This is a genomic window from Methylovulum psychrotolerans (assembly GCF_002923755.1).
Taxonomy (GTDB): Bacteria; Pseudomonadota; Gammaproteobacteria; order Methylococcales; family Methylomonadaceae; genus Methylovulum; species Methylovulum psychrotolerans.
The window spans coordinates 109704-133117 of sequence record NZ_PGFZ01000007.1; the positions used below are offsets into that span (position 1 = coordinate 109704).

The following is a 23414-nucleotide window of genomic DNA, read 5'->3' on the forward strand; positions in this document are numbered from 1 at the left end:
AATGGTGCAAACGATACTTATGTCGATAAGCATCTTGAGAAAAAACTAGGATATTTTCCAGTCCTATTCATTGAAGCTTCGAGGCTTATACGCACAGAAAAACAAGAAGGCTTTCGGCATAAAGAAGTTATTATCCATACTGTAAAAATATATGCCATTGAGTTGCAGCAAGCCATTAAATCGGTAATGGCGGATTATGCCAAGAAAACCCAAGAATTGGAGCAGACGTTTCCGTTCCGATTGCTAAAAACGACTGTCCATTACAGCGATGAGCAATTAAAAGCCCATTTCAATACTCTGCAAGATACGCGGCAGAAATTAAGGGCTATAGGCCTGTTACCCATAAGTGATGCTGGAAATTTAGATGCCGCCTCTATTGATAGCTTAGAAGCCCAGCACAGGGCAGTGATGGATCTTTATGTCAAAGACAGCGAGGAAAAGCTGGAGGTTTTAGCTCCGTTGAGCCAAAAAATTCAGCTGTTGCTGAGTATCATCAACAGCAAGTTTCAGGGCAAAGAACTGCGTATTGACGAACAACAAGGCTTGGTGGTGATCGGCAAGGAAGGCGAGATTGATCTTGCCTTGCTGTCATCCGGTGAGCAACACGAATTGGTGATGTTTTACGACCTGATTTTTAAAGTCGAACCGGATACCTTGGTGATGATTGATGAGCCTGAGCTATCCCTTCATATATCATGGCAGCATAAATTTATTGACGAGTTAAAGAAAATCGTTGAGCAAGCCAAGTTTGATGTGCTTATTGCCACCCATTCGCCGACGATTGTCGGACAAAACTCACATTTGATGGTGGGTTTGGATGTTCATGGATGACTTTATGTTTTTCTGACACCGATAGCCTTGATGCCGCCTTGTTGATGTTTAGGCAAAACCCTGCCTACAAACAGTGCAGTTTTTTGTTTGTCGAAGGGGAGGGCGATGAAAAGTTTTGGAATGGCAGAATTGCCGAAAATTTGTGCTGTATTGTTTTTGTGGTGGCATTTGCACAAAATAATCTTAGAAAAACAGGTAAAATAGCGGTTATTGAGAATATCCGCACATTAAATGCCAGTAGAAGTGCGATAGATGGCTATTTAGGCCTGATTGATAACGATTATGATGGCTTGGCGTGTTTGCCTAGGGATAATAATCTCTGTGTAACCGATACCCATGATTTGGAAACCTTGTTGTTACGTTCGCCTATGGTTTTTAGGAAAGTATTGGCGGAATTTGGCGATAGCCAATGTATAGCGGCGTTTGAGCAACAAATAAATAAACCGATACAAGCGCATTTGCTGGCCTTGGCGTTGCCGTTTGCACACCTAGAATGGTTTAAGCAACATACCCAGCCTAGTTTGGAGCTTAAAGACTTACATAAAAATGACACCGTCTTAATCCGGCAGGCATGGCGTGTAGAGCTTTTTCAGCTTTATGCGGAGGCAAGCAAGAAAGGCATAGCGGCTACCGAAGAACACTTGCTTAACGATACTGCCCAGTGTGACCCTTGGTTATGGTGCAACGGCCATACCCTGTTGGAGATATTGGCTATTGGTTTCCAACATAGTGCATTAGGCAACAACAAAAAGGCCACTGCCGATAATATAGCCAATTATCTGCGCGGGGCAATAGAAACAGCTGAGTTGTATCAAACCGAATTGGGGCAAGCCATTTTTCATTGGCAAGCCCAGCATCCGCCTTATCGGATAGTCAATTAATTTTTACCCCCTAAATGCAACCCCATGTTGCTTTTTATTTTTAACCTTTGGAGCCATTCAAAACATGAGCAAAATCGTAGACATTAAAGCCAGAGAAATTTTAGATTCTCGTGGCAACCCCACTTTAGAAGCCGATGTCATCCTGGAATCAGGCATTGTCGGCAGTGCGATGGTGCCATCGGGCGCGTCCACTGGCGAGCGTGAAGCGATTGAATTGCGTGACGGCGATAAAGCCCGCTTTTTGGGTAAAGGTGTGTTGAATGCGGTCAATAACGTCAGAACCGAAATCCGTGATGCTATTATCGGTAAAGAAGTGAGCGACCAAGCAGACATTGATAACACCATGATCGCGCTGGACGGCACGGACACGAAAGCCCGTTTGGGTGCAAACGCTATGTTGGCGGTCTCTATGGCGGCTGCCCATGCCGCTGCGAAAGAAGCGGGTGTGCCGTTATATCGCCACCTGAACAAAACCGGCAAGTTTGTGTTGCCAGTGCCAATGATGAACATTATCAACGGCGGTTCACACGCTGACAACAGCGTCGACCTGCAAGAATTTATGATTTTGCCTGTCGGCGCACCGACTTTCCGCGAAGCGATCCGTTACGGCGCGGAAGTGTTCCATAACCTGAGCAAAGTGTTAAAGTCTAAAGGCTTGGCGACGACTGTCGGTGATGAAGGCGGTTTTGCCCCTAACTTGTCATCTAACGAAGAAGCGATCAGTGTTATCCTGCAAGCGATTGAGCAAGCTGGCTATAAACCTGGCGTGGATATTTTCTTAGGTCTGGATGCCGCCGCGTCTGAATATTATGCCGATGGCATTTACAATTTGGCTTCTGAAAGCAAAACCTATACTTCAGCAGAAATGGCGGATTTCTTTGTTGATTGGGTCAGCAAATACCCTATCATTAGCATCGAAGACGGTTTTGACGAAAACGATTGGGACGGCTGGAAATTGCTGACTGAAAAATTGGGCGGCAGCATCCAATTGGTCGGTGACGATTTGTTCGTAACCAACCCTGCTATCTTGAAAAAAGGTATCGACCAAAACATTGCTAACTCCATTTTGATTAAAGTTAACCAAATCGGTACTTTGACCGAAACCTTGGCGGCGATTGATATGGCCCATGCGGCGGGTTACACGGCTGTGGTTTCGCACCGTTCCGGCGAAACTGAAGACACCACGATTGCTGATCTGGCCGTTGCTACCGGCACAGGCCAAATCAAGACCGGTTCATTGAGCCGTTCTGACCGTGTTGCTAAATATAACCGCCTGATGAAAATTGAAGAAGAATTGGGTGATTTGGCCGTTTATGCAGGCCGTAGCGCGTTTAAAATGCTCTAATAGCCAACATATCGGATAATTGGCAATAAGCCGATTGTCTTAGGCGTAAAGTGTAATGGCACGGGTTTCATCTGCTTGAGGGTAGGTGGAGGTCGTGCCAGTTTGCCAAAGTCTGGGAGCAGCCTGTCTTATACGCTAGCGTTAGGCGCATAAGACAGGCTGTTCTTATTCAGGCGTAATTTTTGTTGTGGTCTATTCTAAAGGTCGTCCGTTAATGAAGGTTCTGTTCGTTATCATCGTGCTGCTGATTGCGCATTTTCAATACCGTTTATGGGAACCTAAGAATGGCAGTCTTGCGCAATTACAAAATCGTGAACAGGATTTGGAAGAATTGAAGGCGCAGGTTGAAGAAAAGAAACAGCGTAATGAGGCACTTTACGCGGAAGTTGAAGATTTACGCAAAGGCCAAGAGGCCTTAGAAGAACGCGCCCGGGATGAATTGGGTATGATCCGCGCGGATGAGACCTTTTTTCAGGTCTTGGAATAGGTGGCCTAGTTTGTCCTACTGGCCTCATAGTTGCCGTCACCTAACATAGCCAAGTCCTTTTGCCAGACAAGGGTTTTGGTGATGTTCCCCGTGTCGCCGTGTACCTTGCGCGGTATTTTTCAGCACAGGCAATCCCCCTATACACCCCCCTTTCCCCGAACCACACTTTGCCGAATGTCGGCGTGACTGACAATAAAGCCAATATTATCGCTAGCATAGGAGCTTGCCGTTATGTTCAACCCATTTTATAAGCCGCTCATCATGGGGATTTTAAATGTTACCCCTGACAGTTTTTCCGATGGTGGCCGTTATAGCGATATAGCCAGTGCGGTTCAACAAGTGGAAAAGATGCTCGCCGAAGGGGTGGATATAATTGATGTGGGTGGTGAATCGACCCGCCCAGGGGCGGAACTGGTGGCGGCGGACGAACAGATCCGCCGCGTGGTGCCGGTGATTACGGCTATCCGCGAGTTTACCGATACCCTGATTAGTATCGACACCACTTCCTGCAAAGTCGCTAGTGCGGCTTTGGCGGCGGGGGCAAATATGATTAACGATGTGTCGGGCGGGCGGCAGGATACCGATATGTTTGCTGTAGCCGCCGCCGCCGCTGTGCCGATTATTATTATGCACAGCCAAGGTACGCCGAAAACTATGCAGGATAGCCCTTATTATGAAGATGTGGTGCGCGAGGTGCTGGAGGCGTTGCAAGAACGTATCGAGACGGCCTTACATGCGGGTATTAAAAAAGATAATATTGCTATCGACCCTGGCATAGGCTTCGGCAAACGCAAGCAGGATAACCTTGATTTGCTGGCGCATTTGGATGTCTTTGTGGCGTTAGGTTTTCCGGTGTTATTGGGGACTAGCCGCAAACGCTTTATGGGCAGTATTTGCGAAGTGGCGGAACCTACCGAATTGGTCACCGCCACCGCCGTGACGACAGCCTTAGGGGTGATGGCGGGGGTAAAAATGTTCCGCGTCCATGATGTTAAAGAAAACCGTCAGGCGGCGGATGTCGCGTGGGCAATCAGGCAGTGTGGCTGAGCGTATTGGCTAACAGCCACCCTTCGACAAGCTCAGGGCGGACGGTTAATCCTAAAACCGAAAACTTGACCGTTTGAAGTATAGGTGGTCATTGCGCCTCAGCGTGTTCAACCCCACCCCAGTCCTCCTTTTCGCAGGGTGGGGAGCGAATGGCTTCCCCGTCGTAGAAGCGAAAATTAGGAGGCCCTATGGGGAGGGCAGTACTTTCCGATTTAGCACGTTCCTGAGAGGCTTTAGGCGGTGCTGGCGTGGCTTTCCGAATAGCTTTGATGGGGCTGATGAGCGGAGGGGCTCGCAGCGGTTTTTCGGCTAGTAGGGGAAATTCCGCCGGTATGCCGATACAATAGGCTTTCGTGGCCCCATTCGTTGTAGCTGTGTACCCAGCCCATGACAGTTTGGTGGTTCCGGCCTGTTTCGCGGCTGATTTGGGTCGCGTTTTTGCCTTGGCTGATTTCGAACAGTGCCAAAAACCGCTCGCGTGTCCGTGGATGTTCGCTGTTCAGGGCAAGGTTGCGCAAAAATTCCGGGGATTGCCCCCATTTCTCGTAGTTTATGGCTAGCATTTTCTAGTCCGGCTCCTATGATTTCTAAAGAAAACAGCCTGCCCAATCCGTGTGCCGCCACCATGCCAGACATGGGAATGGTGGCGGCTACCGATAGGTTTGTGGAGACCCACGACGCGTAACAAGGCTTCGTGGGTTACAGACGGCTTACTTATCTGATTTAAAAATAGCCTGCAAGGCGGTGATTTCCGTATGGTTACAGATTTCGGTAGGGCGGCCCATGCACAAGCGTAAGAACACCCGTGCCGCCGCAATACCGTTGATGACGAAAGAAATGGCGATTAACGCCGCTATCCAGGCGAATTCGCTACTGGCATGGTACAACAATAAGTCTTCGCCGATAAAGGCAGGGGTAATCGGAAAGCCCACCAAACCCAAAAAGCTTAAAAACAACAGCAAAGCCAAGCTAGGGTGGGTTTCTGACATGGCACGGTAAGCAAAAGGCGCGTCGGCAAAGCGTTCTTTACCCGGCAGTTTGCTTAATACGATCAGGCCTAATAACCATGAAGGCACAATGCCTGTCATAAACAGCAGGATGTCGAATTGGGCGCTAGGTTGCAGCAACCATACCGATGTCGCCGCTAACAGGCAACTCATTGCCACCGCATTCCAAACGTGGATAAAGCTATGTTTTTGGCTAAAGGCACTGAGCGAGGCTAAAACCATTGCCAAGGCGACCGGAATGGCCAGATAGGTGCTCTCCAGCCAACCTAAGCCGACCAATGCGCCAAACAGGGCGCATACGCCTGTGCCGACCGCCGCTTTCTGCCACAGTTTAGAGCGGTTGATGGTGGCACCGATATTTTTCAAGGGTTCCCATAACACTGAGCGGACTAAGCGCTCCAAATTACCTTCTTGTAAGGCAAAGACATATAAGGTGTTTTGCAGCACTTCGGGTAAGGTATCACGCACCGAAACGGGAAAACGTGCCTGCATGGCAGTGGTTTTAAAGCCCATATCGGTATCCATAGCCCCTTCCACCCGCAGCATGTGGGCGACAATAGAGGGCGAAACCAATAACTGGTAGCAACGCAAAAAGGCATTGCCTAAAAAGTGCAGCAATACCAAAGTCTCCAACCCTAAGGCCAGTTCCATAAACATAATGCCGACTTGGGTGATGGAGGCATAAGCAATTTGGCCTTTGATATTCGATTGGGTCTTTTCGGAAATGCTCGCCACCAGTACGGTTATCAGGCCGATACCAAAGACCATCAGGCGGGTGATGATGTGGTAGCTCCAAATCGGAGTGGTGCGCAATAATAAGAACACACCCAAATGCACGGATAAAGCCCCGTAGAAAATCGCGCTGGAGGGTGTAGGTCCTTCCATGGCCCTAGGCAACCAAAAACAAAACGGGAATTGCGCCGATTTGCCGCAGGCGGCGATAAAAATCAGCAAAGACATCAGCATTAAGGCCGGATAGCTGGCGGGCGAGGGGGCGGTATGTTCAAACAATACCGACAATTGGCTGAAATGGTCGCTGCCATGGAACAGCAAATGGCTCATCCACGCGCCCAGCAACAGGCCAATATCGCAAAAACGGTACACGGTATACGCGCGTAAGGCGTTGCGCACGGGCTGGATGCGGTGGCGGTAAAAGGCGATCAATAAGAACGACGAAATACCGACAATTTCCCAACCGGCGAACAGCATGTCGATAGAACCCGCCAGAATGACCATGTTCAGGCCAAACGCAAAGCCGAAAATGGTCAGAAAAAAGCGTTTATAGCCGGATTCACGGTGCAGATAGTAACGGCAATAGCGGACGATAATCGAGAAAATCACCCAAATGGCGAACAGGTAGGCCGCACCTATGCCATCGAGGAAAAATAGGATAGGAAACTCGTAGCTGCCGTGTGCGTAAAGCTCGAACCATTCAAATTCGTAATCGGCAAAGCCGTGCATACCCCAAGTGACCAGTAATGCCAGAATGCTCAAACCCAGCGCGTGGGTTACCCAAAAGCTGAGGGCGGCAATGGTCTTTTCCGTTTTGCCAAACAAGGCAATCAATAATAAGCCTGCCAACGGTAAAAACTGGCAGGTTAATAACAAGACATTCATGATGCTCTCCGCAATTGATGGACCGGAATCGTGGCTTTTTGCCCTTGGGTAATCGTTTCCGAATAAGCGGCGGACGGTATGTCGGTCTGTTCAGAAAAATCCACAGCTTCCCAACCCGTGCTGAAATAATAGGATAATTCACGGCTGTCGGGATGGCAGGCCACCAACCGCACCCAATCATTATCCAGCCATTCCATTAAGGACGGGCCTAATTTGGCGAAGGCCTTATCCAGCACTGGCGTGGTTTGCTCAATCACAATCAGCAAGCGGGCCGGTTCGTGGACTTCAATCATTTGCGACGGTAAGCCAGTACGCAAATCGCCTTCCACGCCGTTGGCGACCCCCAGCAGGCCGATGACGTTATGCGGTAACTTGGTGCCCGCCCCATAAATCGAATTGTCGATGCGCGAGAACAGATACTCCAAATTGATGCCGCCGCAGACCGGAATAATGGCCGAGAGGATTTTGACAATCAGCACACCTTCGGGGTCGGAAGCCGGATTGTATGAATGCAAAAACGCCCGGCGGTCCATAAACAGGTCTTGCGTCAAGCTGCGGCGGCCAACAATGCTGTACAAATTATTGGAGTGGTTCAGCTCAGGGCGTGGTTCAAAAATAGAGGTGGCGCGGGCAATCACATGGTCGTGGGCTTCTTTGCGCGCTTGCGATTGCGGCTCGGTCTTAAACAGGCGGTAACGTTCCAAGGCATTGCTTTCCAGTGCTTCTTTTGGCAGGGCTTGTGGCCCTAATTCAAACCAGCGGCAACGCTCCAGGGCATTTTTATCTAAAGCTTCCTGCATGGCTTGCTGGAACACCGCCAATTTGTCGATAGCCGCTTGCGAATACAAGTGTTTATCAAAATAAGTGATTTCATCACGGCTGGTATTGTGCAAGGCGGGGACAAAATAAGTGCTGTCGGGGATATGGATACCCCGCTCGCTTAAGATGGCCCGGACATTGGCATGGTTGGCCATCCAGGCAAACGCCCGTGCATTGGGCGCACCCGGTTTACCTGAGCAGGCGCCGCAATCGTAAGCGGCAAAATGCGGATTGTTGGTGCTGCTGGAACCGTGCGCGACAATCACGACTAAGGGCGCAAAATTTTGGGTCAGGCCAATATTGCGTAACAGCCCTTCGATTTTGTCGGCCATTTCTGGGAAAGAAAAGCCCAGCATCTGCCCGTCTTCGGTCGGTTCGTCGGTTTCGCGCAACAGATGCAAATGGGTATGGGCATCGCTGACTTCACTGAGTTTTTTGATTTTCAGCAATTGTGAACCTGGGCGGAACACATCCCAAGCCATCCGGGCGGCGTAAGCCATGCCTAAAAATTGTGTGACCAGCAGGCTGCGTAACAGCGAATGGCGGTTAATATGCAGATTGGAAAGCTCGGCGTTGACTTTGGGTTTTGGCGCTTCCGGTTTCAGGTTCGATTCTAAAATCAGATGCTTGGGGCTAATAATATTGGGGCATTGTGCCACCGGGTAGGCATCGTCAAAGCCTTGGTAAAGAAAGTCGATACCAAAAAAACCGGCGGCTCCAAAAGTCTCAATACCTGTATGAGTTTCTTCCAAGTGCCGGCGTAAGGAGCATTCGCGGTCATCAATACAAAAAAAGGCTTGGGCGACCGGGGCGGATTTGTCCGCTTCGGCAGGTTCGGTCGGTTTTAAGGCCGCCAACAGTTCGGCATGGAGCGAAAATTCCATCGCCTCGTGCCAGATTTTCAGGCGCAAGGGGATGGTGATTTTTTCTTCATAATCGCTGAGCAGCAGAAAATCACCGGAATTTGGCAAGTCACTAATTTTTATGGCCCGTCCGGCGAATTTTTTCTGGACGACGGCAAGTTCTGCCATCAGTTCGACGGCAAACATTTCTTTTAAAGAAATTTGGCGGCGTTGCAGCAAAATTTTGGGGTCCAGTTCAATCAGCCGCACCATACCTGCCCAACCAGGATGGGACAGCAGCAACTCCAGCAGATATTGCTCATACAGGGCTTCGTCGCCGACGATGGCCTCAAGACAGCTTAAAATCACTTCTTCGGGGTCAAGGTCTAATAAACCGACCACGCTGGCTTCGTTGAAAGGATACAGCGGGATAAAGCTATTTTGCGCCAGCCTTTGCACACATTGCCAAAAACTTTCGCCGGGTTTTGCCAGTGTCCAACGGCTAATGCCTTGGTCAAGAAAATTAGCCAGCAGCCGGAATATGATCGGATGTACTAAAGAATTTAAGTCAACTTCCAAATGGGTCAGCCAACGGTTGCGGATACCGTGGTTAGCCAACGATACAGGCGGATAGTGGACGCTATCGTCGGCGATAAACAGCCGTTCGCGTAAAGCTTGTGCGCCCGATTCGCTACACTCGGAGTGGGCGATGGCCCAGTCGATAGCGAAATCTTTAATCCGCCCATCTCGGTATAACTGCTGGTAGTCGGCTAAAGGCAAATAACTGCGTGCGCCAAACACTTTTGCCGCAATCGCCACGCCTTTGTGGAAAGGATGGTGTTGCACGGCATGTAAGGTGTTGTGGTGGATAAAATCTTTAATCGGCCCTTGGGTGGGCAACCAGTGGGCGATGTTGTCGATAGCAGTATCAAGATCAAACGGCCCTTCGCCGATTGGCGAAGTATGATGCTGGATCGAGTAAGAAGGTGTGGCTGTCATCGCATGAAACCTGCAAAGTGAAGCGGAATTGCTATAAACCTTAGATAAGCATAATGTGTGCCTGAATTTAAGCTATTGATTGTTATATTTGTTTTTTAGAAACCTGATAGCTATTGGTGGTATTGCCCCTATTGGCGGTTTATTTCAACCAAATGTGGTGGTTGCTGGCATTAAGGCGGGTGATTTGGCGTGGTGTCAGGCAATGCCTGATGGGATGGCGCTAAGAATTAAGCGGCGTTAAATTAAGCTGAGCCACCTTGTTGATTTTTACGGTTAAGGCCTATACTGTTAGCCGTAACGTCAACACGAGACTTAATTTATGTCAGCTATGACTGCGCGACCGTCTAAAAAAATTTTCAATCGCTATTGTGCGATGAAATAGGGGACTGATAATGGTCTTGACGCTGGCCGAAGAAGAGCAATGGCAGGAATTTAGCCGTCATGTCGAATGGGCGGAGCGGTTTTGCCTGATTATCTTGTTTGTTGAAGACGCGCTGCTGGCAGGGCAGTTCCTGCAACGCTTGCAGAACCAACTGCAAGGCCAAGTCTCTAGCTTGCATATTCTTAAGCCCTCGCGCCCTGAAAGCTTAGCCGCTGATATTTTTGAGGATTTGCGGCGTTGTTTAGTGCCGCATACCATCGTGCCGTGCTGGCTGGAATTGCATCAACACCGCTCGCCGGAATGGCAACGGGCTTTGGATAATTTTTTCGCCCGTTTTAATGAAAACCGCGACCGTATCCGCCGTGACTATCCGTGTCCCTTTATCATCCTTTTACCTGTAGCGTACAAAAGCCGCTTGCGGGAAATAGCCCCTGATTTATGGTCGGTCAGAAACCATACCGATGAATTGCGGCTTAGCCAACAGGCACCAGTTCGGCGTAGTTATCATGAGTATGTCACGCCCAAATCCGGCGCAACACCGTTAACAGTGAGCGAACAGGCCTTAATGAGACCGGAAATCCGTGAATGGCAGCGGGTGCAGTCTCTGGAGATGGCGGATGATGAGCGGTTTTTGGTGACGATAGATGCATTTGATGAGGCCTTAGAGTCTGGGCAATGGGCGTTGGCTGAGGGTCTAGCCCAGCAATTGCTTACCCTTAGCCATAATATACTGGCCGATGAAGGCGAAACGACCTCGGCTTTGCGTAAGCTGGGTATCGCTTTAGATGGATTGGGGAATATAGAAAAAACAATGGGGCGTTATGATGCCGCTTATCAAGCTTATGTCAGCTGTTTACAGATTGACCGCGAATTAACCACAAATGCCAATCCCCAAATATTGCGGGATTTAAGTGTCTCGTTGGGCAAGGTAGCCGATATTGATAGTATTTTAGGCCGTTATGATGCCGCTTATGAGGGTTATGCCGAAAGCTTGCAGATTTGCCGAGGGTTAAAGGATTGCTTGGGCGATAGTCCCCAAGCATTGCGGGATTTAAGCGTCTTGTTAAACAAAGTGGCTGATATTGATAAGATATTAGGCCGCTATGATGCCGCCTATAAGGACTATGCCGAAAGTTTGCAGATTCGCCGAGAGTTAAAAGACCGCTTGGGCGGCAGCCCAGAAGTGTTGCGGGATTTAAGCGTCTCATTAGACAGGGTTGCCGATATTGATAAGATTTTAGGCCGTTATGATGCTGCCCATACAGGCTACGCCGAAAGCTTGCAAATTCGCCGAGGGTTAAGGGATGGCTTGGGCGATACTCCCGGAGTGTTGCAGGATTTAAGCGTCTCATTAGACAGAGTTGCCGATATTGATAAGATTTTAGGCCGCTATGATGTCGCCTACAAAGGCTATGCCCAAAGCTTGCAGATTCGCCGAGGATTAAAGGATAGTTTAGGTGAAACTCCCGAAATGTTGCGGGATCTAAGCGTCTCACTAGAAAAAGTGGCCGATATTGATAGCATCTTGAACCGTTACGAGGTCGCCTATAAGGGTTACACTGAAAACTTACGGATTTGCCGAGAGCTAAAAAATAGGTTCCGGGTAACACCTCAAATTCTCCGGGATTTAGGCATTGCTCTTGAAAAACAGGCGGATTGTCTGTGTCGTTTAGGACGTGACGGACAGGCCTTAGCGGCATATCAGGAATGTTTGCCTTTATTGGAGCGCTTGCAAGCTGCGCTCAGTTACGATGAGTATCCAGAACGCATTGCCAAGATAAAACAAGCGATTGCCGATTTAGATAAGTAAAGTTGGCCTATCATGGCATCCGCTCAATTGCCGTCCACCATCATCGGCTGAAAACTAAATACGTTCGGGTTGCTGGCATCCACTTGCACTTGCACCCAATGTAAATTAGGGCTGCCGAAGGTTTCGACGCGGGTGAGGTTTTTGAGCAGATGGGCAGAATCGGCCAAGGGCTTGTCCACTTTATAAAAATGGGTGTCGCCGTGCGTCAGCACCACTTGGCCGTTAAAGGCTTTGGTTTCGGCAATTAAGGTGGCCAGAAACGCATCATAACCATCAAAGCCTGCTTTTTGCCGCTCGTTTTCCGTGTCGGTTTCAGGCAGGTCAAAACCGGGATCGGCTTGGATGATGACCATGAGGCCGACCGCCTGTTGTTGGCGGGCAATGGCGAAGGATGCGCGTAAAAACGCGATATTGGCAGCATCACGGGCGCGGTATTCGGCGTTGTCGGCAGTACAATCGGCTTCGGTTCTGGCACTTTTGGGGTTGAGGCAATGCCCGTCATGGACTTTGTTATTATTGCTGCCGGGCATATTGAGGCCGACGAAGACCACACTGCCTTGTTGCCAGCGGACGTTTTCCGCATACAGTCCGCCCGCCGCGCCTTGGCGTTGCAGGGGGATTTTGTTTTGCCCAAAGCTGAACGCCTCGGCGAATAAGGTTTTGCGCAGATAATCCAGCCGCTCTAGGGCGTTATAGCCGCCATTATTGCGGCGGTGGCAGTCCGTCCATTCATTATCGCCCGGCACATAAACGGTAGGTGCTTGGAGTTTGTTAAATAAGGTTTTGACTTCCAGGCCAATCGCGCTGTCTGTGCAAAGGGAGGCACCGTCTTTGGTATCGCCGTCATAAACGGTAAACGCCAAGTGCGCCGCGTTCATGCTGGCAAGCAAGCGGGTCATTTTCTCGCCGTCTTTCGCCCCGTCACCGTTGCGGGTATAGGGCATGTCGCCCCAGAGTGCGAAGCTATAGGTATTGGGGGCTTTGACTTGGCAACTGGTGGCGATTATCAGTAGCGTAATGGCTAGGGCAGGGCGGGGGGTTGTGGGCATAGCTGTTAGGTTTTTGGAAACAAGTAAGCGGAAATGGTGAACATGATCGAACCTAATTGCACCGTCGCCGCCCCTATCAGCGTCATAATCACATTACTGTTAATAAGCCGTTGGTCGGCATTTGCCAAGCCAGTAAAGACTAAGCAAAAATCAATTGCCATAGCAATGCCTACAATTAACAAAACATATTTGTTGATGGTCTTAAACAGTGGCAATATTTCTTCTGTCATCATTTTGCGTAGCGCGTCGTTAGCCTTAATTGAATTGGCTTGCGCTTCTTCTATTATTTTGCCCTATCGATAATCAAGCTCTACATCATCAACACGTTGGGCTGATTCGTCGGCATCGCTCATAAAGCTACAATCCTATAAACTTAATGGTTTTAGCTTCGCCGGATGCGTCTTTTTTAAAGATAATTTCGCCTTTTTTGGTGGATTCCCTTATGTAGTCGGCAATTTGCAGGGCAGTAGCCACTGCTTGCGAACTGCTTTCTATACCCAATTCTTTTTTGAAATGCTCAAGGATTTCTTGGTCTTGATCGGTTAAGGTGATGGTTGATCTAAATGCCATTATCGGTTGCCTCTCTCTTTGTTTTCGGGTTTTTGAGAAAATTTAACTGCCCAGCCTCTTGCCTCGCGGAAGTTTTCTATCATATTAATAGAATATACAAAATAAATCCCAAGCCCCCAGTTAGCGGGTGTGTGCGCTTTGGCCGCGCTGTTTCCGGTTAAAGCGGGTTTTACAGGGATTTTACCACCTTTTTCTGCCTGTCCGGCATCCGTTATAATGGCGGTTTTCAGGCGTTAGGTACATCCCTATCGTTGCCGCCTATGTTATCCTACTGGCAATTTTTTATAACCCGTTAATCGTTAATTATGGAAATATATCTCGTCGGTGGCGCGGTGCGTGATAAATTGCTTAACCTGCCTGTGACCGAGCGCGATTGGGTAGTGTTGGGCGAAACGCCGGACAGTTTGCTTAAGCAAGGATTCCGGCCAGTGGGCAAGGATTTTCCGGTGTTTTTGCATCCCGACACCCAAGAAGAATACGCGCTGGCGCGGACGGAGCGCAAAACCACGCATGGCTATAAGGGCTTTAGTGTTTACACTGCGCCGGATGTGACTTTGGAAGAAGATTTGATCCGCCGTGATTTGACCATTAATGCGATGGCGATGACTCCCGACGGTCGGGTGATAGACCCGTATCATGGCCAGCGTGATTTGCAGCAACGGGTGTTCCGCCATGTTTCGCCCGCATTTGCCGAAGATCCGGTGCGGATTTTGCGGGTGGCGCGGTTCGCCGCCCGTTACAGCACGTTAGGCTTCACTTTGGCCCCGGAAACCTGCGAGCTGATGCAGGCGATGGTGGCGGCAGGGGAGGTGGATTATCTGGTCTCTGAGCGGGTGTGGGCGGAGTTGTTTAAGGCGTTGAACGAAACCACCCCGGCGGCGTTTTTTACCACCTTAAAAGCCTGTGGGGCGTTGGCGCGGATTTTCCCTGAGTTGGATAACCTGTTCGGGGTGCCGCAGCCGCCCCAGCATCATCCCGAAATTGATACGGGGGTGCATAGCCTGATGTGTTTGGAGCAGGCGGCGTTGTTGTCGCCTAGCCCTGAGGTACGCTTTGCGGCTTTGGTGCATGATTTGGGCAAGGCTTTGTCGCCGAAAGAAGACTTGCCGCACCACAACGGCCATGAGGCTAATGGCTTGCCGCTGTTAGAAGCGATGTGTACGCGCTTGCGCATTCCTAACGGCTTTAAGGCCTTGGCGCAACAAGTGATGCAATACCATACCCATTGCCATAGGGCGGCGGATTTGCGGCCAGGGACGTTGACCGACACGCTGGCGGCTTTGGGGGCGTTTAAGCCCGCCAATGCCTTGGAGAGTTTTTTATTGGCCTGTGAGGCGGACGCGCGTGGGCGCACGGGCTTTGAAAACCGTCCATATCCACAGGCGGGCTTGTTCCGCGCTGCCGCCAAGGCGGCGGTGTCGGTGGATATTTCGGCGATTGTCGGCGGTACATTGCAAGGGGCGCAAATCGGCGAGGCGATACGCCAATTAAGAATCCGTGCGGTGACGGAGGCTATCCACGCTTATGCTTTGCTGTAAAATGCCCCGCTTATTTTTTTAATCTATTTGAAGTTAATGCTATGCCCTCTTTTGATATTGTTTCTGAATTTGATAAACATGAGTTAAAAAACGCGGTCGATCAGGCCAGCAAAGAAGTGGATACCCGCTTTGATTTTAAAGGCACGGATTCGTCGGTGACGTTAACCGATGAGAAAATTGTCATGGTGTCGGAGTCTAACTTCCAGTTACAGCAGATTTTTAGCATCGTCTGCGCCAAACTCAGCCGACGCGGGATTGATATTGCTTGTATGGAACTTGGCGATGCCAAAGGTAGCGGCAAAGCCATGCGCCAAGAAATCACTTTAAAGCAAGGCCTAGATTCGGCGATGGCGAAAAAAATCGTCAAATTGATTAAGGACAAGAAACTGAAAGTGCAAGCGGCGATTCAAGGCGAGCAAGTGCGGGTAACCGGAAAAAAACGCGATGATTTGCAGGAGGTTATTCAGATGCTGCGTGACGAGAAGCTGGAAGTGCCGTTGCAGTTTGAGAATTTTCGGGAGTGACGGACGCGCAGCCCAGACAAGGTGGCCTGTACGGTGGATTTTTGTGCGGGGCATGGTCTATTGTTGTGCATAAAGTCGGCATAGTATGCCCCTTTGTTTGGCTAAGTGTTGCCTTTAAACGCTTGGAGGCTAGGGGGCTGCTATTTTTGTGATATACCTCACAAAAATATTGCATTTTAAGATAAACGGGGTTAGTCGTCTTGGTGATTTGCCCACAGCAAAAATCAAGCACTTAAGCGGAGCTTGCCGATCCGCCATCTATTGCCATATATAATATAACTCTATGATAAATAAAAATAATAAAATTGGCTTATATTTATACAATTTAACAAAACTGTAACAAAAACCGCCATTAAGCGTTAATTTTTACAAGTAATCCACAGAGTTATCCACAGGTTTTGTGTATAACTTTTTTAGCGGCCACTGTTTGCCGCCGCCAGCGGCTATTCTTGCCCCAAACTGGGTCAAGAAAAAAATGTAGGGCTTTTTAGGCGAACGGTTTTGATTCAACAATAGTTGCCCACAGAAAAAATCAAAGACTTGGCGTGTGTTCACAGATAAGCCCATGATAATTTTTTGTAAATGCAACTGATTGATATTTCTTATTTTTATGAGATTGATCGATATTTGTACAATCTGACAAAACACTAATAAAAACCGTGCTTAACCCGTAAAGCCGACATTTTGTCCACAAAGTTATCCACAGCTTTTGTGTATAACTTTTATGGCCGATTAGGTGCGGATAAATGCCGCTGTTAACGGCAATTTACGCCTGTTTATAAGCCCTGTTAATGGTTTCCTGTATTTTTGTCCGCGTTTTAGGTTAAAATAGGCGGCTTTCAAAGCTGGACGTATGAGAAGCAACGGTGACTTTAAAAACGCTATCTCATTGGCTTTGGACGACTGCATCTGGCCTGCGCATTTCTCGATGCAATGGTGTCTTAAGCGTCACCTACAAGGCTGTGGTTATGGTTGTCCATTAGTCCCAGTCCGAACCAAGCCCTCTTGAGTTTTAAGGTTCATGAGTGGTCACCCAAAAGTTTTTTATGCCCAACCTTTCAGAGTAAACACATGACAGAATTATCGCATTACAGAAATATCGGTATTTTCGCGCACGTCGATGCCGGTAAAACCACTACCACCGAGCGGATTTTAAAGCTCACCGGTAAAATTCATAAAATCGGTGAAGTGCACGACGGTGCGACCACCACTGACTTTATGGATCAAGAACGTGAACGTGGTATTACCATCCAATCAGCGGCAACCACTTGTTTCTGGAAAGACTACCGTTTCAATATCATTGATACTCCAGGTCACGTTGACTTTACTATTGAAGTATATCGTTCTTTAAAGGTATTGGACGGCGGTATTGGCGTGTTCTGCGGTTCTGGCGGTGTCGAACCCCAATCTGAAACCAACTGGCGTTATGCGAACGATTCGAAAGTATCGCGGGTTATTTATATCAACAAGTTAGACCGTATTGGTGCTGACTTCTACCGCGTTGTTAAGCAAGTAGAAGAAGTATTGGGCGCTAAACCTATTGTTATGACATTGCCTATTGGCCGTGAAGATGAATTCGTCGGCGTGGTCGATGTGTTAACTCGCCAAGCGTGGATCTGGGATGATTCTGGGGATCCAATGAACTACACCATCCAAGACATTCCTGCCGATATGGTTAAGGATGCCGAAATGTGGCGCGAAAAGCTGATTGATTCGGTTGCCGACCAAGACGACGATGTCATGGAAAGATATCTGGAAGGCGAAGAGCCGACTATCGAAGAAATTAAAATGTGCTTGCGTAGAGGCACTATTAAGATGGACTTCTTCCCGACTTTCTGCGGTTCATCTTTCAAAAATAAAGGTGTGCAGTTGGTTCTGGACGGTGTGGTTGATTATCTGCCTTGCCCAACCGAAGTTCAGCCACAGCCTGAAGTGGATTTGGAAGGTAACCCGACTGGCGAATTTGCTACTGTGGATGCTAGCAAACCCTTACGCGCTTTGGCGTTTAAGATTATGGACGACCGTTTCGGCGCGTTGACTTTCTTGCGCATCTATTGCGGTAAATTGGAAAAAGGCACCTCGGTGCTGAACACATTTACCGGTAAAACTGAGCGTATTGGCCGTATCGTCGAAATGCATGCCGATACGCGTAATGAGTTGGAATCTGCGCAAGCGGGCGACATTGTTGCCGTATTGGGTATGAAGAACATCCAAACTGGCCATACCTTGTGTGACCCTAAGTTCCCTGCGACATTGGAGCCTATGGTATTCCCTGATCCTGTTATCTCGTTGGCGATTTCGCCTAAAGATAAGGCCGGTTCAGAAAAAATGGGTATTGCTTTAGGTAAGATGATCCAAGAAGATCCGTCTTTCCACGTTGAAACTGACGAAGACAGCGGCGAAACCATTCTGAAAGGTATGGGCGAGCTGCATTTGGATATTAAGGTTGATATTTTAAGACGTACGCATGGCGTTGACGTTCTTGTCGGTAAACCACAAGTCGCGTACCGTGAAACCATCACCAAAGCGATTGAAGACGATTATACCCACAAGAAACAATCCGGCGGTTCCGGCCAATACGCGAAAATCAACTATAAAATCGAGCCAGGCGAGCCAGGTAGCGGTTTTGTGTTTGAATCAGCGGTAACCGGCGGTAACGTGCCACGCGAATACTGGCCTGCGGTGGAAAAAGGCTTTAAGAGTATGCTTGATAAAGGCGTACTGGCTGGCTTCCCTTGCTTGGATTTGAAAGTCATTCTGACAGACGGTGGTTTCCATGCGGTTGACTCCTCATCCATCGCTTTCGAAATCGCGGCAAAAGCGGCGTTCCGCCAATCAATCCCTAAAGCGGGCCCGCAATTGATTGAACCGATCATGAAAGTGGACACGTTCACCCCTGAATCTCATGTCGGTGACGTGATCGGTGACCTTAACCGTCGCCGTGGTATGATCAGATCACAAGATCCAGGCATCACCGGTGTCCGCATTAAGTCTGATGTGCCGTTGAGCGAAATGTTCGGCTACATCGGCGATTTGCGTACTATGACCTCAGGCCGTGGCCAGTTCTCTATGGAGTTCTCGCACTACATGCCATGTCCGAAAAACGTCGCTGACGAAGTGATTAAAGAAGTCAACGAACGCAACAAAGCAAAAGGCTAATTGGTCTTAAGTGGCCGGGTGGCTAATCCCGCCCGGCTATCGCTTTTTTACAATCTCCTTGCAGGATTTAGCTAAAATAACCTCCTCCGTGGGCTTGTCGCTCAACAGGGGCGAGTTTATTTTCAGCTAAATTCTTATGGCATCCGCTCTAGCGGCAGGATGTAACCCAACCTTTTTCCGACATCGTGGGCAGAATAGCCATTTTTACCGATGACCCAGGCTGGCACGGCAAACAGCTCCAACAGGCGTTTGCTGAGCGTGGGTTTGACAGCAAGTTTATCTCCCTAACCGAATGCCGTTTGCGCATCGCCCCAGACCAACTGCCTGTGCTGATCCCTCAGTTTGAAAACGCTTTGCCGGATGCGGTTTTTGTGCGTGGCGTGCCCGGCGGGTCACTGGAAGAGGTGGTGCTGTATTTGGACATACTCCATGCCTTAAAAGTCTTGGCTATCCCGGTTTACAATAACGGCCATGCCATAGAGCGCAGTGTCGATAAGGGTATGACCAGCTTTTTGTTGCACCATGCCGGTTTGCCGACTCCCTTAACGTGGGTATTGCGGGATAGGGAAGCGGCGTTGGCCTTGGCTGAGCAGGAATTAAGCAACGGTCATTTGCTGATCAGCAAGCCTTTGTTCGGCTCGCAAGGCGAAGGTATCCGCCGTTTGGAAAAAATGACCGACTTGTTCTGGTTAACCGCCAGCCGGGGCGTGTACTATTTGCAGCGCTTTGTCGAATGTGCGGGCGAAGGCTTTTCTGACCATCGGGTGTTTGTGATTAATGGCCGCGCCGTTGCCGCCATGCAGCGGCGCGGTAAGTTCTGGCTGAATAATGTCGCGCGTGGGGCGAGTTGCGCCCCGGTCGTCCTCAATGCCGATTTGGCGGAGTTGGCGGTAAAAGCCGCTGAGGCGTTGGCGATGGACTACGCTGGGGTGGATATTATTGAAGACCGGGCAGGGCAGTACACCATCATCGAAGTCAACAGCATCCCGGCTTGGAAGGGCCTGCAAAGCGTCTGCGAGGTGAATATCGCCGCCTTACTGGCCGATGATTTGCTGGGCAGGTGCTTGGCTTGACGGCTCTGCTTAGTTGCCCAAGCGGCCAATAAAGCCAGTTCTCTCCTTTAGGTTATTTCCCCTTAATGGCACAACGTTTTAATCCCCTCCTTAAATCATGACTTTATCTCCCGCCCGTTTGGCAGCGTGTTACCGGCAAGCGTGTGAGCTTGAGTTGCAGGCGTTCAAGCCCGGCAATGTCAGTGTCTACGCGGATGGGCATGATATGACTGTCGCCGATTTTCGCCTCAGTGCCGAGGTCAGTGCCGCGCCGTTATGCTGCCCTGATTACAGCTTAGGCGAGAAAATCTATTATGCCGTGAAGGCCACCCGCGCTGCCGTGGGCTGTAATACCAATTTAGGAATCATCCTCTTAGCCGCTCCCTTAGTGCAAGCGGTGCTGAACAACACAGGCCTGGGGCTGCGTGATGCCCTTAGGCAAGTGTTGGACAGCACCACGGTCAGCGATGCCGATTGGGTGTTCCGGGCTATAGCCCTTGCCGCCCCCGGCGGATTAGGTGAGGCCGAACAACAAGATGTGCATACTGGCGCGACCGTGACCCTAAAAGCCGCCATGCAGCTTGCCAGTGGCAAAGACCGCATAGCCCTGCAATACCTTACGGCTTATAAAGATATTTTTGATTTTGCCTTACCAACCTACTATAATGGTAAAAATGTATGGAAAAGCAAAAGCTGGTCAGCGGTAGTGGTTTATACAACGATGTTAAGCCAATTTCCTGACAGCCACATCGAAAGAAAATATGGTAACCAGTATTCCCAGATGATTAGGCAAACCATGGCGCGGCTCACCCAGGCGCTGGAAATCCCAGACCCTCAACAGGTGTTGCCTTTGCTTTACCAAACGGATGCGGCACTAAAAGCCCAACGAATAAATCCGGGCACCACAGCAGATATGACCGTAGCAACGTTGCTGGCGGTACTTTTACAGGAAGAGTGGGCATGACTCTATCCATCAAGAATTTGTTTTCAAAGACAAATAACAAGACACAGACGGTGTCAAAATTCGCTTAAACCTTTCAACCTTTTTCTTCACAGGGGAAAAACAAAAATGGCAAAAATTACTAAATTGTGCGTTGGTGAATCATTAGTTGGCGACGGCAACGAAATCGCTCACATCGACTTGATCATTGGCCCAAGAGGTTCAGCTGCTGAAACTGCTTTCGCAACTGCTTTGACTAACAACAAAGACGGTTTCTCTACTCTGTTGGCTGTTGTTGCTCCTAACCTGATGGTTAAACCTGCGACTATTTTGTTCAACAAAGTCACTATCAAAGGTTCTAAACAAGCCGTACAAATGTTTGGCCCAGCACAACGTGCTGTTGCTATGGCTGTTGCTGATTGTGTTGAAGACGGCACTATCCCAGCTGACGAAGCTGACGACCTGTTCATCTCTGTTGGTGTATTCATCCACTGGATGGCTGAAGACGACGCGAAAATTGAATCTTTCAACTACGCTGCAACTAAAGAAGCTCTGAAACGCGCTGTAGACGGTTCACCAACCGCTGCTGAAGTTGTTGCTGCTAAAAAAGACGCAAAACACCCATTCGCTGTTAACAACGAAGCGTAAGCTTTTTCGTTTAACGGATGTTAAAAATACCTCAGTCCGCTGGGGTATTTTTTTGCCTTAAGGAAAGGGGGCGTAGGTCTCCTGCCCGCTGCCGCTTACGTCCTGTCTGTATTTAAGCTCAGCAAATCCCCCCGCCCAATCGCCCCCGAATGTAAAGCGCTCGCCACCAAGGCCTGCTTGATCCCTAACACGCTTAAGGCCTGCAAATCGGCCAAATTGCGCACCCCGCCCGCCGCAATAAAGCGGTGCTTGGGGTAAGTGTCACAAAACGCCCTAAGCCGCGCCATGTCCGGCCCTTGGTCGCTGCCCACCTTCGCCAAGGTCATAATAATAATGTCCTCAGGCCAATACTGCGCCCCTGCAAACAGTTCCGCCGCCCCCAACGCCTGCCCCGTCGGCGAATAATCCAAAGACAACACAAAACGCCCGCCAAACGCCTTTAACTCGCTAAGGGAGCCGTCGGTATAAGACTCGCTGCCCAGCACGGGCAGATAATTGCTATAAGGCGGTAAGTCTTGGGCGTGTTGATAGCCCTTATCCACCCAAAATGTTAGCTGCGGGAAAGCCGCCAGCACCTGCGCCAGTAACGCATCATGATGGCCTTGGCGGGTAATCGCGTCTAAATCGGCGATGTAAAAGGTGTCGAAATCAGCCAAGCTTAAGAAGGCTTCTAGGACGGCGAAAATATCCGCCGAGGGGCAGAGGGGGGAGTGGATGGGCTGGTAATGCGCCCGGTCGCCTTGTTTGGCGTGGACGACTTGTTGGTTTTTTAGGTCTAGGACGGGGATGGGGGTCATGAGGCGATATAGTATTTTGGGTTACTGACTGACGTGATAAGCACTTAATCTATAAAGATATTTGTATTTTTCTGTTAACGGGTAACGTTGCCCCTGTTGTTGAATCCTAGCCAGAATAGCGATGTTTTGGGATAATCGTTGCGTTTGTATCTGGTGTTCTAGGCCGCTCAATGGGTTATTAAAACAACAGCATGAAATCAATGCGTAAGTAAGGCCTTACTGATTTTAGCTGCCCCAAAGGCCTGCTGGTAAATGCCAAATTTATTTCTTAGCTGTGAAGATACCGATAGGACTTTAGAGTTACCTAGGCCATTTGTCAATCATCGCTTATCCTACGCCTTTAGCCCGCACGAATGCGACACAGCTTCCGGTACTCTCGCGTTAGCCCTCTTACCCACTCAGGAACACCTGCTCATGAGACTTGTTTTTTCTGTATCCGCGTTACCGCTACAACGTCCCTTAACCCTATTAGCGGTAGCGTTGCTTTCTGCCTGTGCTGCCCAAGAAACCACCCATACGGGTTTTTTAAGCCATTATGAGCAGTTGCAGCCGACTAAGGATAATGGCAGTGATTTGGTTTTTAAGGCGCAGCCGTTATCGAAATATGTCGCGTTTATGGTTGATGCGCCGGTGTATATGCCGGGGTCTAAGTCGGATAAGGATGTCAGTGCGGAGGATGTGACGGAGATTAAGACCGAATTCCGGGAGGCGGCGATTGATGCGTTTTCCGAACGCTTCCATTATACGACTGAGCCTGGCCCTTATGTGCTACGGGTTAAGCTGGCGATTACCGGGATTGACAGGCCGCCGTATTGGTTTAAGGTGGGAAAGTTTTATATGGTGCCGCCGTTTGCTAACGGTGGGGCGAGTAGTGAGGCGGAAGTGGTGGATGCGGTGACGGGGCAGCGGTTGGCGGCTTTGGCGACGTATCGGAATGCCGATCCGTTACATGGCGGGGTGTTGGGGTATTTTACCCGTTATGGCCATGCCAAAAGTGTGTTGGCGGGGCAGGCGGAACGGTTGTTGGCGTTGTTGCCTAAGTGAGGTTGACGGCTTAAATCTACTGCTTA

General features: G+C 49.4%; 20 protein-coding genes. 13 read left to right on the plus strand and 7 right to left on the minus strand.

Features of this window, described 5'->3' with window-relative positions; genetic code table 11:
* The 5 genes from AADEFJLK_RS15165 to folP all read left to right on the plus strand — a co-directional run.
* Positions 1 to 831: AAA family ATPase (locus AADEFJLK_RS15165; protein WP_211299232.1), on the plus strand; the 831-nt coding region annotated here is incomplete at its 5' end.
* Entirely contained in the window at positions 828 to 1712 is an 885-nt protein-coding gene (locus tag AADEFJLK_RS15170; RefSeq protein ID WP_103974844.1) for a DUF4435 domain-containing protein, read from the plus strand. The genes AADEFJLK_RS15165 and AADEFJLK_RS15170, both read left to right, overlap by 4 nt.
* A 64-nt stretch (positions 1713 to 1776) precedes the next feature.
* Positions 1777 to 3057: a phosphopyruvate hydratase gene (gene eno, locus AADEFJLK_RS15175; protein ID WP_103974845.1), complete on the plus strand. Its 1281-nt coding sequence runs from the start codon at positions 1777 to 1779 to the stop codon at positions 3055 to 3057.
* Positions 3058 to 3271: 214 nt separating this feature from the next.
* Positions 3272 to 3544, plus strand: coding sequence for a septum formation initiator family protein (locus AADEFJLK_RS15180; protein ID WP_088617947.1), 273 nt, complete (start codon positions 3272 to 3274; stop codon positions 3542 to 3544).
* Positions 3545 to 3775: 231 nt separating this feature from the next.
* Positions 3776 to 4591 (plus strand): dihydropteroate synthase, encoded by an 816-nt coding sequence (gene folP / locus AADEFJLK_RS15185; RefSeq protein ID WP_103974846.1) that lies wholly within the window; start codon positions 3776 to 3778, stop codon positions 4589 to 4591.
* 233 nt (positions 4592 to 4824) lie between these two features.
* Here folP and AADEFJLK_RS15190 read toward each other — a convergent pair whose 3' ends face one another.
* The 3 genes from AADEFJLK_RS15190 to AADEFJLK_RS15200 all read right to left on the minus strand — a co-directional run bounded on the left by AADEFJLK_RS15190 (position 4825) and on the right by AADEFJLK_RS15200 (position 9875).
* Entirely contained in the window at positions 4825 to 5154 is a 330-nt protein-coding gene (locus AADEFJLK_RS15190) for a helix-turn-helix domain-containing protein (RefSeq protein ID WP_088617944.1), read from the minus strand.
* Positions 5155 to 5301: 147 nt separating this feature from the next.
* The gene (locus AADEFJLK_RS15195) at positions 5302 to 7215 is read right to left on the minus strand and encodes a proton-conducting transporter transmembrane domain-containing protein (protein ID WP_088617943.1); all 1914 of its coding nucleotides are present in this window, start codon (positions 7213 to 7215) and stop codon (positions 5302 to 5304) included.
* Positions 7212 to 9875 carry a YbcC family protein gene (locus AADEFJLK_RS15200; protein WP_103974847.1) on the minus strand — a complete coding sequence of 888 codons (2664 nt, stop codon included), beginning with the start codon at positions 9873 to 9875 and terminating at the stop codon, positions 7212 to 7214. The genes AADEFJLK_RS15195 and AADEFJLK_RS15200 overlap by 4 nt, the downstream gene beginning before the upstream one ends.
* 392 nt (positions 9876 to 10267) lie before the next feature.
* On the opposite strand from AADEFJLK_RS15200, the gene AADEFJLK_RS15205 reads away from it, so the two are divergent.
* Positions 10268 to 12067, plus strand: coding sequence for a tetratricopeptide repeat protein (locus AADEFJLK_RS15205; RefSeq protein ID WP_103974848.1), 1800 nt, complete (start codon positions 10268 to 10270; stop codon positions 12065 to 12067).
* A gap of 23 nt (positions 12068 to 12090) precedes the next feature.
* On the opposite strand, the gene AADEFJLK_RS15210 is transcribed toward AADEFJLK_RS15205, so the two are convergent.
* The 3 genes from AADEFJLK_RS15210 to AADEFJLK_RS15220 all read right to left on the minus strand — a co-directional run bounded on the left by AADEFJLK_RS15210 (position 12091) and on the right by AADEFJLK_RS15220 (position 13686).
* Positions 12091 to 13116, minus strand: a complete 1026-nt coding sequence (locus tag AADEFJLK_RS15210) for a hypothetical protein (protein ID WP_103974849.1) — start codon at positions 13114 to 13116, stop codon at positions 12091 to 12093.
* Between the two features lie 5 nt (positions 13117 to 13121).
* Positions 13122 to 13349 carry a hypothetical protein gene (locus tag AADEFJLK_RS24605; protein ID WP_103974850.1) on the minus strand — a complete coding sequence of 76 codons (228 nt, stop codon included), beginning with the start codon at positions 13347 to 13349 and terminating at the stop codon, positions 13122 to 13124.
* Positions 13350 to 13473: 124 nt separating this feature from the next.
* Complete coding sequence (locus AADEFJLK_RS15220) at positions 13474 to 13686, minus strand: hypothetical protein (protein ID WP_103974851.1); 213 nt, start codon at positions 13684 to 13686, stop codon at positions 13474 to 13476.
* A 305-nt stretch (positions 13687 to 13991) separates the two neighbouring features.
* Between AADEFJLK_RS15220 and AADEFJLK_RS15225 the strand changes: the two genes are divergently transcribed.
* From AADEFJLK_RS15225 to fae, 6 genes are all read left to right on the plus strand, one after another.
* Positions 13992 to 15224 (plus strand): multifunctional CCA addition/repair protein, encoded by a 1233-nt coding sequence (locus AADEFJLK_RS15225; RefSeq protein ID WP_103974852.1) that lies wholly within the window; start codon positions 13992 to 13994, stop codon positions 15222 to 15224.
* Between the two features lie 41 nt (positions 15225 to 15265).
* Positions 15266 to 15748 carry a YajQ family cyclic di-GMP-binding protein gene (locus AADEFJLK_RS15230; RefSeq protein WP_088621479.1) on the plus strand — a complete coding sequence of 161 codons (483 nt, stop codon included), beginning with the start codon at positions 15266 to 15268 and terminating at the stop codon, positions 15746 to 15748.
* 1071 nt (positions 15749 to 16819) lie between these two features.
* Entirely contained in the window at positions 16820 to 18907 is a 2088-nt protein-coding gene (gene fusA, locus AADEFJLK_RS15240; RefSeq protein WP_088617938.1) for an elongation factor G, read from the plus strand.
* Between the two features lie 185 nt (positions 18908 to 19092).
* Positions 19093 to 19980: an ATP-grasp domain-containing protein gene (locus AADEFJLK_RS15245; RefSeq protein WP_103974854.1), complete on the plus strand. Its 888-nt coding sequence runs from the start codon at positions 19093 to 19095 to the stop codon at positions 19978 to 19980.
* A 97-nt stretch (positions 19981 to 20077) separates the two neighbouring features.
* Positions 20078 to 20923 (plus strand): triphosphoribosyl-dephospho-CoA synthase, encoded by an 846-nt coding sequence (locus AADEFJLK_RS15250; protein WP_103974855.1) that lies wholly within the window; start codon positions 20078 to 20080, stop codon positions 20921 to 20923.
* A 105-nt stretch (positions 20924 to 21028) separates the two neighbouring features.
* Positions 21029 to 21547 carry a formaldehyde-activating enzyme gene (fae, locus tag AADEFJLK_RS15255; protein ID WP_088617935.1) on the plus strand — a complete coding sequence of 173 codons (519 nt, stop codon included), beginning with the start codon at positions 21029 to 21031 and terminating at the stop codon, positions 21545 to 21547.
* 95 nt (positions 21548 to 21642) lie between these two features.
* Here the strand turns inward: fae and AADEFJLK_RS15260 are convergent, their stop codons facing one another.
* On the minus strand, positions 21643 to 22344 hold the full coding sequence (locus AADEFJLK_RS15260) for a HisA/HisF-related TIM barrel protein (protein ID WP_103974856.1): 702 nt from the start codon (positions 22342 to 22344) through the stop codon (positions 21643 to 21645).
* Positions 22345 to 22758: 414 nt separating this feature from the next.
* On the opposite strand from AADEFJLK_RS15260, the gene AADEFJLK_RS15265 reads away from it, so the two are divergent.
* The gene (locus AADEFJLK_RS15265; protein WP_170065130.1) at positions 22759 to 23388 is read left to right on the plus strand and encodes a DUF3313 domain-containing protein; all 630 of its coding nucleotides are present in this window, start codon (positions 22759 to 22761) and stop codon (positions 23386 to 23388) included.
* Positions 23389 to 23414: the final 26 nt, after the last annotated feature.

Excerpts from the sequence above, each read along its gene's own strand:
- AADEFJLK_RS15170 (WP_103974844.1), top strand. The coding sequence starts at position 828 with ATGACTTTATGTTTTTCTGACACCGATAGCCTTGATGCCGCCTTGTTG.
- eno (WP_103974845.1), top strand. The coding sequence starts at position 1,777 with ATGAGCAAAATCGTAGACATTAAAGCCAGAGAAATTTTAGATTCTCGT.
- AADEFJLK_RS15180 (WP_088617947.1), top strand. The coding sequence starts at position 3,272 with ATGAAGGTTCTGTTCGTTATCATCGTGCTGCTGATTGCGCATTTTCAA.
- folP (WP_103974846.1), top strand. The coding sequence starts at position 3,776 with ATGTTCAACCCATTTTATAAGCCGCTCATCATGGGGATTTTAAATGTT.
- AADEFJLK_RS15190 (WP_088617944.1), bottom strand. The coding sequence starts at position 5,154 with ATGCTAGCCATAAACTACGAGAAATGGGGGCAATCCCCGGAATTTTTG.
- AADEFJLK_RS15195 (WP_088617943.1), bottom strand. The coding sequence starts at position 7,215 with ATGAATGTCTTGTTATTAACCTGCCAGTTTTTACCGTTGGCAGGCTTA.
- AADEFJLK_RS15200 (WP_103974847.1), bottom strand. The coding sequence starts at position 9,875 with ATGACAGCCACACCTTCTTACTCGATCCAGCATCATACTTCGCCAATC.
- AADEFJLK_RS15205 (WP_103974848.1), top strand. The coding sequence starts at position 10,268 with ATGGTCTTGACGCTGGCCGAAGAAGAGCAATGGCAGGAATTTAGCCGT.
- AADEFJLK_RS15210 (WP_103974849.1), bottom strand. The coding sequence starts at position 13,116 with ATGCCCACAACCCCCCGCCCTGCCCTAGCCATTACGCTACTGATAATC.
- AADEFJLK_RS24605 (WP_103974850.1), bottom strand. The coding sequence starts at position 13,349 with ATGATGACAGAAGAAATATTGCCACTGTTTAAGACCATCAACAAATAT.
- AADEFJLK_RS15220 (WP_103974851.1), bottom strand. The coding sequence starts at position 13,686 with ATGGCATTTAGATCAACCATCACCTTAACCGATCAAGACCAAGAAATC.
- AADEFJLK_RS15225 (WP_103974852.1), top strand. The coding sequence starts at position 13,992 with ATGGAAATATATCTCGTCGGTGGCGCGGTGCGTGATAAATTGCTTAAC.
- AADEFJLK_RS15230 (WP_088621479.1), top strand. The coding sequence starts at position 15,266 with ATGCCCTCTTTTGATATTGTTTCTGAATTTGATAAACATGAGTTAAAA.
- fusA (WP_088617938.1), top strand. The coding sequence starts at position 16,820 with ATGACAGAATTATCGCATTACAGAAATATCGGTATTTTCGCGCACGTC.
- AADEFJLK_RS15250 (WP_103974855.1), top strand. The coding sequence starts at position 20,078 with ATGACTTTATCTCCCGCCCGTTTGGCAGCGTGTTACCGGCAAGCGTGT.
- fae (WP_088617935.1), top strand. The coding sequence starts at position 21,029 with ATGGCAAAAATTACTAAATTGTGCGTTGGTGAATCATTAGTTGGCGAC.
- AADEFJLK_RS15260 (WP_103974856.1), bottom strand. The coding sequence starts at position 22,344 with ATGACCCCCATCCCCGTCCTAGACCTAAAAAACCAACAAGTCGTCCAC.
- AADEFJLK_RS15265 (WP_170065130.1), top strand. The coding sequence starts at position 22,759 with ATGAGACTTGTTTTTTCTGTATCCGCGTTACCGCTACAACGTCCCTTA.